Raw genomic sequence first — 12905 nt, 5'->3', positions numbered from 1 at the left:
CGAGGGGTTTTTTGTTGGACGGCTGCGAAAGCTATTTTTTCAGCAATTTGAAAGCATGCCGCCATTCGTGCCGTAAAAAGCCCGGGATGCACCATAAAATAGCCAGCGGCTCCAACGCCCGGGCAGACTGAACACCTCCCATATCTTCGCATTCCCAGCCAAACATCTCCAGGATTTTCTCCACATCCGCTTTGGCCTGCGCATTATTTCCGCAAATAAACATGGTGGGTTTGCCTTCCCTGAAAACCGGGTTTACCATCAAATCATTCCCGACACTGTTAAATGCTTTTACAAAGTGAATGCGCGAATATTTCGTCTGCAAGTGCTCCATCAACGACTGATTTGGTTTGGTAAAATATCGCAGCACGCCATTTTCTGGTGCCTCTTCGCTTATCGGGTTGCACGTGTCGATCACGGTTTTCTCATGCAGGTTGGCCGCCCCGGCCAGGTCGAGTACGAACTCCGCCGCACTGCCCTTGACCGCGAGCACCACCTGGTCGCCAAAATGCGCGGCATTTTCAAAGCTACCCACCGACCCCTTTTCGCCAGCCTGTTCCAGCCAATCCTCCAAATTTTTCGGGTCGCGGCTACCCATCATTACTTCATACCCATTTTGCAAAAATCCATTCGCCAAAACCCGGGCAACAATACCCGATCCCAACACGCCAATTCTCTTTCTCATCGGTTTTAATTCTAATTGTTAAAATTTCAGCACATTGTGCTGATTAGTACGCATTCCTTTCTTTTTGGTTCACCAACAATCCAACAGAGATTTGTATCTTCAACTTAAAATTTCAGGAAATGCTCAAACCAGCCAATTTAAAAGAAGGAAACCGGATCCGGATTGTTTCGCCTGCCGGAAAAGTGAAAGAAGAAAAGGTACTTCCTGCCATGGATTTGCTCCGCCAACAGGGATACGAAGTCGTGTTGGGCAAGCATGTTTTTGATACTCATTTTCAGTTTGCCGGTACCGATGAGCAACGATTGGGCGATCTGCAAGAGGCGCTGGATGATCCGGATTGCCGCGCCATAATTTGCTCACGCGGTGGATACGGCGCTGTCCGTATCGCCGAGAAACTGGTTTTTACAGCCTTTCGCAACCATCCGAAATGGCTGGTCGGATTCAGCGATATCACCTTACTGCACGCCCTCTTTCAGCAAAAAGGCTATTGCAGCATTCACGGGGCCATGCCGGCTTTCTACCTGAAAGACGGACAACCGACCGAAAGCTTCACCACACTGATGGATATTCTAACGGGTAAAAATCAGCCTATTGATTGCCCCGCACACCCGCTTAACCGTGCAGGAAAAGCAACCGGGCAAGTCACAGGCGGAAACCTGTCCATTTTTTACAGCTTGCTGGGAACCCCTTTTGAGCCCGATACCCGAGGAAAAATCCTGTTTTTGGAAGATCTGTCGGAATACCTCTACCACCTCGACCGGATTATGCATAGCCTGAGAATGGCCGGCAAGTTGCAAAACTTGAGCGGAATGATTATCGGCGGCTTTACGGAAATGAAAGATAACGATTCGCCTTTTGGCCAAACGGTTGAAGAAATCATCCTGAATGCCGTCAAGGAATACAATTTCCCGGTATGTTTCGATTTTCCCGCCGGGCACACCGACCGCAACCTACCCCTTGTTTTTGGCGCCGGATACGAGCTACATGTATCCAGTCAGGGAAGTTCAATCAGAAAGACCTGAGACCTTGGGAACAATTCCTTCTTAAGGGAAAGTTATTCAACAAAAAAGCCTGAATAAAGGCGTTTTTAAGGCATTTATCCAGGCTTTTCGATCAATAATGAAACGTCGCACTATTTTTTTGCACGCGAGAAGAAATCGCGTTGTGCCTTAATCAAATTGACATAGTTCATCAACAGGTTCTTTGTTTCGGTAATCATATTGAAGAAAAGAACCGAGTTTCGGGTATTAACTTCTTTGTTTTTTATCCGTTTAATCTGAGCTTTTTCGAGAGCCGATAACTTTACGATCAGTTCATCGCGCTGGCGAATTACATTGTCGATCTCTTCAAAACGCTCTTCCTTAACCACATGCAGTGTCAAGTTGACAAAATCATTGGTCTCCGTAATAAAAGAATTCAATTCTTTCACCTGGGCTGCTACAAAGGGGCGGTGATTATTTTCAAGGTGCTCGTACATAGGCTCTACCAAATAGTTGAGCGAATGGAAAACTTCGCGCAGGTAATCAACCAGCTGTACATAAAAATGACCGATCTCGAGCGAATCACTTTGCTGAAGGGTGGTAATAACTTCAGAAAGCTTATTTTTCATCTTTTTGGTCTTCTTATTAAACGAATCCTTGGCGTCCAGCGCTTCTTTCAGGTGGCCCCGGTCTTCGCGCAGGAAGCTTTCAAGACTGACTGAATAAACTTTGTTGATGGTCAAAACCGCATTTACCACTTGCTTTTTGGTTTTCTCGATCACCTTGTCAGCCTCATCGGTTTCAACAATATTTTCTTCCTCTTCCGATTTACGTGTGGCCGCCTTTTTCTTTAAGATGATGTGCGTGCGGGCGATGGTGAAAATGGCCAGAACAATGAAGGCAAAAACCATATAATTGCCTCCAATAGAAATAATCCAGGCAATTACCGCCGAAACAGAAAAGGCAACCAAGGCAGTAAGAAACCAACCGCCAACTACGGCAAACACGCCGGAGATTCGGTAAACAGCACTTTCGCGGCCCCAGGCGCGGTCGGCCAACGAAGTACCCATAGCCACCATAAAGGTCACGTAAGTTGTTGAAAGCGGAAGTTTAAGCGAGGTACCCAGTGAAATCAATATCCCGGAAACAATCAGGTTAACTGCTGCCCGTATTTTATCGAAAGCAGCCTTCTCTTCACCTTTTTTTGCAGGCGCTGCCTTCGGATGTTCAAACCGCGAGTCAATGGCCGCATTCAGTTGATGGGGAATTAATTTGCGGATATTTTTATTAGCCTGGATCGTTTTCCGTACAATTACCCGCGATAAAACCGATGAGCCAAAACGCTCATCGCCTTCACTTTGACGCGAAAGATCAACCGTTGTTGCCACCACATTCCGCGCCTTTTTGGATGTGATAAGCGTAATAATCATGACCAATCCGGCAATTACCAGCATGTACTCCGGGGTTGGCACCTTGCCTTTCAGCATTTCCATAGAAAAGGCATCTGCGCCAACACCACCGCTTGCACTCCAGGCAGTAAACGACTGAAAACCAGCCAACGGAACCCCAATAAAGTTGACCAGGTCGTTTCCGGCAAAAGCCATAGCCAAACCAAACGTTCCCACCAACACAATCATTTTAGGAATATCAATCTTGAAAATCCAATACAATAATTGCAGAATGATGGTCCATCCAATAAAACTGATTAGCAGCAAATTGAAAATGTTATCCATTAAAAAGGCCACCAGTTCATCCGACATGAACGTCGCACCTTTGGCTCCTTTAATCAGCATAAAATACGTCATAGCAGCAATAGAAAGCCCACCGAAAATTGCGCCGTAATATTTGAGCGTCCGGTGTTGCCGGAACGAAAAAACCAACCGCGAAATGTACTGCACAATAGCACCAACCGCAAAGGCGATAATAACCGAGATGAGGATACCGGAGATAATGGCCAGCGCCTTTTCGCTGTTGATGTATTTGTAAAGAGTGCTGATACTGTCGCCTGCCCGTTGAATTTTTACCAACGATACGGCAACGGCCGATCCCAACAGTTCAAAAACAATAGAAACCGTAGTAGATGTAGGCAAGCCAAATGTATTGAACATGTCCAGCAAAATCACATCGGTAATCATCACCGCCAAAAAGATGATCATTATTTCCGAAAACATAAACATGTCGGGGTGAAAAATACCCTTGCGGGCAACCTCCATCATGCCACTCGAAAAAACAGAGCCAACCAACACACCAAGGGCGGCAACAGTAAAAATGATCCACTTAGGAGCTGCTTTTGATCCGATAGCAGAATTCAAAAAGTTGACAGCGTCATTACTTACTCCAACAACCAGATCAGAAATGGCCAGAGCAAACAAGACTACAACCAGAATAAGGTAGTATTGTTCCATGTACTTAAGATTGAATATAAACGCGTGCAAAAATATACGCTAAGTAAAGAGCTGTAACTCTACGCGTATTAAATTAGTGTTAACTAACCATCAATTTACTGTTAATGAGGATGAACTATGATTTTTGTTATATTTTTACTGACAAAATTATGATGAAATGAAGACCTACCCGGTACGAAAACTGGCCTTTTACATGGCCCTAATGATCAGCGTTTTATATCTCTTTTTCGGCCTTTTGTCAACCTACTCCAAAAGCCCGGCTTATATCAACCTACTGTTTGTTGCTATTTTCTTTTTACTCATTTACCTAAGCGTTGTCTTCGTACTTAAGAAATATATTAACGATAAAATCGAGCCCATCTACAAAGTAATCCGCGAAATCCCGGTGCAGGAAAAAGCCAAGGGGAAGAAGGCCGCTCAGGAGGGAAACGTAATTGCCGATGTTCGCCGCGAAGTAGAAGAGTGGGCCAAAAACCAAACCCAGGAAATTACCCGGTTGAAAGACCTGGAGCGTTACCGCAAGGAATTTGTGGGAAACGTTTCGCATGAACTAAAAACCCCCATCTTCAACATCCAGGGGTACATTCTCACCTTGCTGGAGGGAGGCCTGGATGACCCGAAAATCAACAAACTTTACCTGAAACGCACCGAAAAAAGCATCGACCGGATGATTTCCATTGTGGAAGATCTGGAATCGATCACCAAACTCGAGTCGGGCGAACTGAAGCTGCGCATTGAAAGTTTCGACTTGGTAAAGATGGTAGATGAGGTGTTCGAGATGGAAATGATGATGGCCAACGAACGAAAAATTCAACTGGTTTTTGAGCGGCCGGAAAAACCCGTATTGGTGCGTGCCGATAAAAAGCGGATCATGGAAGTGATGACCAACCTGGTAGCCAACGGAATAAAATACGGCAAACGAAAAGGTTTTGTGAAAGTGTCGTTTTACGATTTGGCCGGAAATGTCATGATTGAGGTGATGGATAATGGGATCGGAATCGAAAAAAACGACCTCCCGCGCGTGTTCGAACGGTTCTACCGGGTTGACAAATCCCGCTCGCGCGAGCAGGGGGGCACCGGCCTGGGCCTGTCCATCGTGAAGCACATCATTGAGGCGCACAAGCAAACCATCAACGTTAAATCAGTGGTTGACGAAGGAACAACTTTCACCTTCACCCTTGAAAAAGCCAAATGAAATTGGTAATTTTCGTGAAATTCTTTTTTAATGAATTTGTAATGTTTTGTTAATACAATCGGAATACCTTTAGTACCTCTTAACAAGTGCCATTATGAGCGACGAAAAATACAAAATCCTGCTGGTTGACGACGAAGTGGATATCCTCGAATTCATTAGCTATAATCTCGAAAAAGAAGGTTTCAAAGTATATACGGCACAGAATGGCGCCGAAGCCATCAAAATTGCCGAGAAGAAACTCCCCCACCTGATTATCCTGGACGTGATGATGCCCGAAATGGATGGCATTGCCGCCTGCGAGGAAATGCGCAAAATCCCGGCTCTACAGGGAAGTATTATCGCCTTTCTCACGGCAAGGGGCGAAGATTATTCTCAAATAGCCGGTTTTGAAGCCGGTGCCGACGATTACATCACCAAGCCGATCCGGCCAAAGGTGCTTGTCAGCCGGGTGAAAGCCTTACTAAAACGTACCGGTAGCAGCAGCACGGCTGCAGCAGCCCCGGTAGAAAACAGCAATACCGTTACCATTGGCGACCTGGTTATCGACAAAGAACGCTACCTGATTAAAATGAGCAACGAAGAGATGGTGCTGCCGCGAAAAGAATTCGAATTGCTTTCCCTGCTGGTGTCGAAACCCGGAAAGGTGTTCACCCGCGAAGAAATATACTATTCGGTGTGGGGCGACAATGTGGTGGTGGGCGACCGTACCATCGACGTTCACATCCGCAAATTGCGCGAGAAAATCGGCAACGACCACATCAAAACCCTGAAAGGGATCGGCTATAAATTTGTGGAATAGTTGAAATATTTCAACAAAAAGAGTCGGTGATACATTACCCTTGAGAACACAAATGAAAAAAATCTAATTGTACCCCGTAGTTTTACGCTTCGCCAAGCTCTTTACGGGGTACCAAGCGGCCAGAAAACCAATGCCCAACACAATTAGCAAGGTAGCTACCACATCAGGTAATTGTAGCTGTACAGGATAGGCCGAAATGGCAAAGGCGCCGTCGCCGGGCAATTTCAGCAGTTCATAGTTTTTTTGGGCCCATACCAGACCAATTCCCAGTACCAGACCGGCAAAGGCCCCGATGGCTGAAATCAGCCAACCTTCGAGCAGAAAGATCATCCGGATAAGCCGGCTACCGGCGCCCATGCTTTCGAGGATGTGGATGTCGTCCTTTTTATCGATGATAATCATGGTGAGCGAGCCCAGGAGATTAAATGAGGCAATCACCAAAATAAAACTCAGGATCATAAAGCTGCTCCATTTTTCGGAGCGCATCACCCGGTACAAAAATTCGTGTTGCTCAAATCGGTCCTGCACCCGGTAACCCGATCCCAGCAATTGCTGAACCTGCGACTTCACCATGCTGACGTCAACGCCCTCCTTCAACTGAAGCTCCAGCGACGTTACCCTCTCTTCCAACTGAAAAATGGAGCGCGCAAAGGCAATGGGCACCAAGATGTATTTGCTGTCGATTTCCTGCTGCACCGAAAACACGCCGGAGGGAAACAAGGATTCGTGGTTGAACGAATTTTCGAGTGCAATTTGGGTTCGTTGTTCTTTCTTTGGATAGTAAACATGAATGGGATCGACGAAATTTAAGCCAACCGACAGGTCAACGGCCACCCCCTGCCCGATTACAGTAAACTGGTGCGGCCCGTTTTCCAGCATAAACTGACCGTTAATAATCATGGAATCCAAGCCGGAAAACGAGGCATAATTGGTTTCCACGCCTTTCACCACAGCATATTTTTGCCGCTCGTCGTACTGAAGGAGCGCATTTTCTTCCACCACCTGTGTCCAGGAAGCGATACCCTCCAGGTTGGTTACCTCGTCAAAAATCTGCCCTTCAGTCGAAAAACTTTTGCCCTCGGCCACCGTAATTTTCAAGTCCGGATCAAAACTGGACAGCAAATCGCGGATAAACAGGTCGATCCCGTTGAAGGCCGAAAGCACGACAATCAGCGCCAAAGTACCCACCGCAACGCCCACAACCGACAAGCCCGAGATCAGGTTGATCACATGGACCGATTTTTTCGAAATCAGGTAACGGCGCGCTATGTAAAAGGCCAGTTTCAATTTATTTAAAAGCTTTTACGATTAAACCGGTTCCGGTAGTGTGGCGGCTTTTCACATCCCTATAATTCAGCAAAGCTGCCAAGGGAAAAACAATCAGGTAGTAAAAGGGCAACAGGACGAAGAACAACTTGCTCGCCCCAAGCAGTTGGATGGGGTATTTCATGGACAGACGCCACGACAGTCTGCCGGGTTTGCCGTACGAATAGCGGGCTTCAACCCTGGAGAAGCCTGCCAATTTGAGTTTTTCTTCAATCTCGCGAATGTTGTAGCCATCGCGAACATGCTCATCAATAAAACCATGCACTCCCTCTTCGTGGTCATGGTCGTGCACATCCGAGCCACCCTGATCCGACGGCGTGGAAATGAGCAACACACCTTCCTCTGTCAACGACTGATGAAAATTGCGAAACACCTGCACATCTTCTTCGATGTGCTCCATCACATCAATTGAAATGATCAGGCTGAATTTACCAGGTTGCACAAACCGGGTGAGGTCTGCTTCTTCAAAACGCACCCGGCCAGCCCGCTTTATTTGTCCAAAAAAGCGGTTGCAATCGGCAATTTGATCTTCTTTCACATCCACCGCCAAAATGCTGGCCTTCGGAAACATCCGGCTCATGCGGTAAGTGTACTGTCCAAAACCAGAACCGGCATCCAGAATATGTGCTGTCTCGGGAAGATTCAGCTTTTTTAGCTCTTCCCCGACATGCCAGGCACGCAGCAGCAGCAGATCGAGCAGGCGATAGAAAAGCTTTCTCAATGCCGGAGTTTGGTTGAACACCCTACCCAGCGAACGTTTGATCGGATCGTATTGCATACAGTTTCGAGTTTGCCGTTTTCAGTTCAAGATTGTTATCTGCCAACTGAGACTGATCATCGGGACTTTTTATGATTTCAGGAGTTCGTCAATTTTATCGATGTAATCAAGGCTGTCATCAATGTAAAACTCAAGTTCGGGAATAACGCGTAGCTGTTTTCCTACCCGGCGCCCCAGGAGCCCCCGGATTTTTGGATTGGCAATACGGATTTGCTTTAAAACTTCCCGGGCATTTTCTGAAGGGAAGATGCTAATGTAGGAACGTGCCAGCGCCAGATCGGGACTTACACGCACCGTGGTCACGCTGATTATTTTTCCCATAAACAGGGTACGGCTTTCTTTTTGAAAGATATCGGCCAGTTCTTTTTGCAGTAACCGGCTTATTTTTTGCTGTCGAGTTGATTCCATTTTCGAAATTTGCTAGTCAGCTGCAAAGTTAAGCAAAATACTGTATTGTCCGATTTTATTCGGTAGAAGCCTCCCATGCGAAACGGTTTCCTTTTAAACAGAAACAGAAGTCCCGGACAATGCCGAAACTTCTGCTCTGCTCTCCTTATTTTAATGCTGTTTATTTGGGAAGCGGGAATCCTTTCAATTGAGACAGGTTGGCCTCTATTTCATGTTCCGGGTATTCGTAGTCGGACAATTTCCCGGCCAGATATTTATCGTAGCCCACCAAGTCCATCAAACCGTGTCCGGAGAAATTGAACAGGATGACTTTTTCCTTGCCTTCCTCTTTGGCTTTTTTAGCTTCGCGAATGGTAGCCGCAATAGCATGGGTAGTCTCCGGCGCCGGGATGATGCCTTCGGTTTTAGCAAACAACAAGCCAGCTTCAAAACATTCGCTTTGGTGAATAGCTTGAGCCTCCATCAAGCCGTCGCGCAGGGCGGCGCTTACCAGCGGAGCCATACCGTGGTAACGCAATCCACCGGCATGGATGGGCGCCGGGATGAAATTGTGGCCTAAGCTGTGCATGGCCATCAGCGGTGTCATTTGAGCCACATCCCCATGGTCGTATATAAACGGAGCTTTTGTTAGCGTTGGGCACGAGAACGGTTCAGCGCCAATCACCTGGATATCGGCGCCATGAATTTTGTCGTAAATGAACGGGAACGACAAGCCGGCAAAGTTACTTCCGCCGCCGCAGCAGCCGATCACCACATCGGGTTTGGAAATGCCGACTTTGGCCAATTGTTTTTTTGCCTCCAAACCAATAATGGTCTGGTGCAACATCACATGGTTCAACACCGAACCAAGCGAATAACGGGTTTGCCCGGTTGGGTCGGTTACGGCGGCCTCAATAGCCTCGGAAATGGCAATCCCCAACGAACCGGGGGTGTCCGGGTATTTGGCCAGAATGTCGCGTCCGGCCTGGGTTTCTGTACTTGGACTGGCAATGCAGGTGCCGCCCCAGGTTTGCATCATCATTTTGCGGAAAGGCTTCTGGTCGAAACTTACACGAACCATATACACCTTGCACTCGATGCCACCAATGATGGAGCAGGCGAACGACAGGGCCGAGCCCCACTGTCCGGCGCCGGTTTCGGTGGTCAGTTTTTTAATGCCAAATTGCTTGTTGTACCAGGCTTGGGCAACAGCCGTATTGGGCTTATGGCTTCCGGCAGGCGAAACGCCTTCGTTTTTGTAGTAAATCTTCGCCGGGGTTCCCAACGCTTCCTCCAACTCGTAAGCGCGAATGAGCGGACTTGGGCGCCAGCGGAACAGAATTTGGCGAATTTCTTCGGGAATGTCGATCCAGCGTTCCATGCTCACTTCCTGTTCAATCAGGTTCATCGGAAAAACCGGGGCAAGCATTTCCGGGGTTACCGGCACACCACCCGGGCCCAAAGGCGGGTTTAGCGGAGTGGGTAGGTCCGGCGCCAGGTTATACCATTGTTTAGGCATATCTGCCTCGTCCAAATAAATCTTTTTGTGTCTGGCCATAATTCAGTTATTTTATCAGTTTATTTTTTGTTGCACTTGAAATATCATCCCCAAAAAGCGAGGCCATGCTGCGTAAACAACATGGCCTTTGTATTTTATAATCTACCAAGAAATTGTTTACGCCAGCTGTTTCAGGCTGCGCCACCACCAATTTCCGGCATGTGAATTGACAATCAACATCTGTTTCAGTTCAAATTTCCGTAAAACTAATTATTATTTTCAAAGTTTTCAACCGAAAAAAAGTACGGATTGATATTTTAAATTGATTCTTGATTGCAAATCAAAGGAGAAAGTTAAAAGTAAAAAGGCCAAAAATACTTCACCCAAAACTACCCGTCAGGCAGTAAAATAAATTTTTGTCTTTCAGGGAATCAAGCTATTTTTGCAGCTCACTTTCTTCAAGAACTATCAGATGAACAAAAAGACCGTTGTAAGTGGCATCAGGCCAACAGGATATTTACACTTGGGCAATTATTTCGGAGCAGTGCGTAATTTTCTGCGAATGCAGGAAGATTTCAACTGTTTCTTCTTCATTGCCGACATTCATTCGCTGACCACCCATCCCACGCCCGAGAACCTTCAGTCGGGGGTGAAACAAGTACTGGCCGAATACCTGGCCTGCGGGATCGACCCCGAAAAGGCCACCATCTTTATCCAAAGTGATGTGCCCGAAGTAACCGAGCTATATACCTTTCTGAATATGAACGCCTACCTGGGCGAGTTGGAACGCACCACTTCGTTTAAGGAAAAGGCACGCAAGCAGCCCGAAAATGTCAACGCCGGCCTGCTGACCTACCCGGTACTGATGGCAGCCGACATCATCATTCACAAAGCCAACTTTGTACCGGTTGGCAAGGACCAGGAGCAAAACCTGGAGATGGCCCGCAAGTTTGCCAAGCGTTTTAACCGGATGTACGGGAAGAAAGTGTTCCCCACGCCCAAACCGTTTACCTTTGGCGGTGCCGACCTGATTAAGGTTCCCGGCCTGGACGGCAGCGGAAAGATGGGCAAATCGGAAGGAAACGCCATCAACCTGTACGACGACCCGAAGGACATCCGCAAAAAGGTAATGCGCGCCGTTACCGATGCCGGCCCTACCGAAATGAACGCTGAAAAACCAGAACCTATCCAAAACCTGTTTACGTTGATGGGCATTGTTTCCGATCCCGAAGTGGTTCAACATTATGAGCAAGCTTACGCCAACTGCCAAATCCGCTACGGTGATATGAAAAAGCAGCTGGCCGAAGATATTATCGGCTACACCTCGCCCATTCGCGAGCGCATTATCGAAATCCTGGAAGACGATGCTTACCTGGCCAAGGTGGCCAGGCTGGGCGCCGAAAAAGCCCGGGAATCGGCTTCACGCACCTTGGAAGAAGTTAAATCGATCATCGGATTCAAACGCTTGTTTTAGCATTCTCTGCAAAATGATTCATAATTCATGCCGGACAGTTTTGTTCGGCTTTTTTTGTATGTATTATCCAGGGCTTCACTTAGATTGAAGCCCTGAATTGGGGCGGACTGAGAAACTTTACCGAAGCAAAAAGCCCCATCCTGAATCCGGACGGGGCTGTGTATAATCGTTTAGAAACGCTTACTCAACTAAGGTTACCCAACCATGAACATCGGGTTCGTCGCCACACTGGATAGCGCGGAGCTTTTCGTACAATTTTGTGCTCCAGGGGCCAGGTTCGGTACCGTACAGGTATTCCTTGTCCAGATCATCGTCGTGGATGCGCTTGATGGGCGAAATCACCGCAGCAGTTCCGCAGGCGCCCACTTCCTCAAACGTTTCCAATTCCTCAACGGGTACCCGCCGACGGTCCACCTTCAGCCCCAAATCTTCGGCCAGCTGCATCAAACTCATGTTGGTGATAGAGGGCAAAATAGAATCGGACTGCGGGGTGATATAGGTATTGTCTTTAATAGCAAAGAAGTTGGCAGGGCCGCATTCGTCGATGTATTTTTTCTCGCGCGAGTCGAGGTAAAGCACGGCCGAATAATGTCCGGCTTTGGCTTTTTTACCGGCTACGAGGCTGGCAGCATAGTTTCCGCCCACTTTGTATTTACCGGTCCCCTGGGGTGCTGCACGGTCGTATTTGCGCATAATCACCAGGTCGGTGGGTTTAAACCCTTCGGGGAAGTATGGTCCAACGGGCATCACAAACACGATAAACATGTACTCGCTGGCAGGTTTTACGCCAATCTCGGGACCGGTGCCAAACAATACCGGACGAATGTACAACGAAGCGCCGGAGCCATACGGAGGTACAACATTCAGGTTTTTCTTCACGGCAAGTTTCACGGCTTCGGTAAACTTCTCAACCGGAAGCTGCGGCATCAGAATGCCATCACACGACGACTGCATACGGCGGGCATTGTCTTCCATCCGGAAAATGCGCACCTTGCCGTCCTTGCCCGTAAAGGCTTTCAGGCCTTCAAAAGCCTCTTGCCCGTAATGCAAACAAGTAGCTGCCATGTGCAAGTTTAGGTACTCCGAATCATTCACTTCGAGTTCGCCCCAAGCGCCATCTTTATAATAACAACGCACATTGAAATCGGTCTTCCGGTATCCGAAACCTATGTTTTTCCAATCGAGATTTTCCATAATAAAAAATGTTTGTCGAGCCGTTTTTAAGGAAAGTTTAAAATAACGAAAAAATTAGCTGACAATAAACGACAAGCCGCTGAAATAGGCTGAAAAATTAATGTTATAGAAATAGTTTATGTAACAAGCGATTACGAGATTGAAAGGGATACAAATCCGCTACTTTCTAATTAACTCAATCAACGGT

General features: G+C 47.3%; 11 protein-coding genes. 4 read left to right on the top strand and 7 right to left on the bottom strand.

What is annotated here, in order from left to right:
- Positions 1 to 31: 31 nt before the first annotated feature.
- Entirely contained in the window at positions 32 to 682 is a 651-nt protein-coding gene (locus tag N2K84_RS02070; RefSeq protein WP_282590104.1) for an NADPH-dependent F420 reductase, read from the bottom strand.
- 119 nt (positions 683 to 801) lie between these two features.
- On the opposite strand from N2K84_RS02070, the gene N2K84_RS02065 reads away from it, so the two are divergent.
- Positions 802 to 1704, top strand: a complete 903-nt coding sequence (locus N2K84_RS02065) for a S66 peptidase family protein (protein WP_282590103.1) — start codon at positions 802 to 804, stop codon at positions 1702 to 1704.
- A 110-nt stretch (positions 1705 to 1814) separates the two neighbouring features.
- Here the strand turns inward: N2K84_RS02065 and N2K84_RS02060 are convergent, their stop codons facing one another.
- On the bottom strand, positions 1815 to 4067 hold the full coding sequence (locus N2K84_RS02060; protein ID WP_282590102.1) for an inorganic phosphate transporter: 2253 nt from the start codon (positions 4065 to 4067) through the stop codon (positions 1815 to 1817).
- Positions 4068 to 4224: 157 nt separating this feature from the next.
- On the opposite strand from N2K84_RS02060, the gene N2K84_RS02055 reads away from it, so the two are divergent.
- Positions 4225 to 5262 carry a sensor histidine kinase gene (locus N2K84_RS02055; protein ID WP_282590101.1) on the top strand — a complete coding sequence of 346 codons (1038 nt, stop codon included), beginning with the start codon at positions 4225 to 4227 and terminating at the stop codon, positions 5260 to 5262.
- 94 nt (positions 5263 to 5356) lie between these two features.
- Positions 5357 to 6061, top strand: coding sequence for a response regulator transcription factor (locus N2K84_RS02050; RefSeq protein WP_282590100.1), 705 nt, complete (start codon positions 5357 to 5359; stop codon positions 6059 to 6061).
- Positions 6062 to 6124: 63 nt separating this feature from the next.
- Here the strand turns inward: N2K84_RS02050 and N2K84_RS02045 are convergent, their stop codons facing one another.
- The 4 genes from N2K84_RS02045 to N2K84_RS02030 form a co-directional block, all read right to left on the bottom strand.
- Positions 6125 to 7348, bottom strand: coding sequence for an ABC transporter permease (locus N2K84_RS02045; RefSeq protein ID WP_282590099.1), 1224 nt, complete (start codon positions 7346 to 7348; stop codon positions 6125 to 6127).
- Between the two features lies 1 nt (position 7349).
- Positions 7350 to 8165, bottom strand: a complete 816-nt coding sequence (locus N2K84_RS02040) for a class I SAM-dependent methyltransferase (RefSeq protein ID WP_282590098.1) — start codon at positions 8163 to 8165, stop codon at positions 7350 to 7352.
- Positions 8166 to 8234: 69 nt separating this feature from the next.
- Positions 8235 to 8573, bottom strand: coding sequence for a 30S ribosome-binding factor RbfA (gene rbfA / locus N2K84_RS02035; RefSeq protein ID WP_282590097.1), 339 nt, complete (start codon positions 8571 to 8573; stop codon positions 8235 to 8237).
- A gap of 160 nt (positions 8574 to 8733) precedes the next feature.
- Positions 8734 to 10110 carry a TrpB-like pyridoxal phosphate-dependent enzyme gene (locus tag N2K84_RS02030; protein WP_282590096.1) on the bottom strand — a complete coding sequence of 459 codons (1377 nt, stop codon included), beginning with the start codon at positions 10108 to 10110 and terminating at the stop codon, positions 8734 to 8736.
- 412 nt (positions 10111 to 10522) lie between these two features.
- Here N2K84_RS02030 and trpS point away from each other — a divergent pair, with 412 nt between their 5' ends.
- Positions 10523 to 11524 carry a tryptophan--tRNA ligase gene (trpS, locus tag N2K84_RS02025; protein WP_282590095.1) on the top strand — a complete coding sequence of 334 codons (1002 nt, stop codon included), beginning with the start codon at positions 10523 to 10525 and terminating at the stop codon, positions 11522 to 11524.
- A 180-nt stretch (positions 11525 to 11704) separates the two neighbouring features.
- On the opposite strand, the gene N2K84_RS02020 is transcribed toward trpS, so the two are convergent.
- Positions 11705 to 12718: a branched-chain amino acid aminotransferase gene (locus tag N2K84_RS02020; RefSeq protein ID WP_282590094.1), complete on the bottom strand. Its 1014-nt coding sequence runs from the start codon at positions 12716 to 12718 to the stop codon at positions 11705 to 11707.
- Positions 12719 to 12905: the final 187 nt, after the last annotated feature.

Origin of the sequence: Gaoshiqia sediminis (assembly GCF_025907915.1) — a bacterium.
Taxonomy (GTDB): Bacteria; Bacteroidota; Bacteroidia; order Bacteroidales; family Prolixibacteraceae; genus Gaoshiqia; species Gaoshiqia sediminis.
Note: the sequence above shows the minus strand (reverse complement) of the source record. Positions and strands in the feature narration are given on the sequence as shown.

Coding starts and splice junctions, on each gene's coding strand:
- N2K84_RS02060 (WP_282590102.1), bottom strand. CDS start 4,067: ATGGAACAATACTACCTTATTCTGGTTGTAGTCTTGTTTGCTCTGGCC.
- N2K84_RS02040 (WP_282590098.1), bottom strand. CDS start 8,165: ATGCAATACGATCCGATCAAACGTTCGCTGGGTAGGGTGTTCAACCAA.
- N2K84_RS02065 (WP_282590103.1), top strand. CDS start 802: ATGCTCAAACCAGCCAATTTAAAAGAAGGAAACCGGATCCGGATTGTT.
- N2K84_RS02055 (WP_282590101.1), top strand. CDS start 4,225: ATGAAGACCTACCCGGTACGAAAACTGGCCTTTTACATGGCCCTAATG.
- rbfA (WP_282590097.1), bottom strand. CDS start 8,573: ATGGAATCAACTCGACAGCAAAAAATAAGCCGGTTACTGCAAAAAGAA.
- N2K84_RS02020 (WP_282590094.1), bottom strand. CDS start 12,718: ATGGAAAATCTCGATTGGAAAAACATAGGTTTCGGATACCGGAAGACC.
- N2K84_RS02030 (WP_282590096.1), bottom strand. CDS start 10,110: ATGGCCAGACACAAAAAGATTTATTTGGACGAGGCAGATATGCCTAAA.
- N2K84_RS02070 (WP_282590104.1), bottom strand. CDS start 682: ATGAGAAAGAGAATTGGCGTGTTGGGATCGGGTATTGTTGCCCGGGTT.
- N2K84_RS02050 (WP_282590100.1), top strand. CDS start 5,357: ATGAGCGACGAAAAATACAAAATCCTGCTGGTTGACGACGAAGTGGAT.
- trpS (WP_282590095.1), top strand. CDS start 10,523: ATGAACAAAAAGACCGTTGTAAGTGGCATCAGGCCAACAGGATATTTA.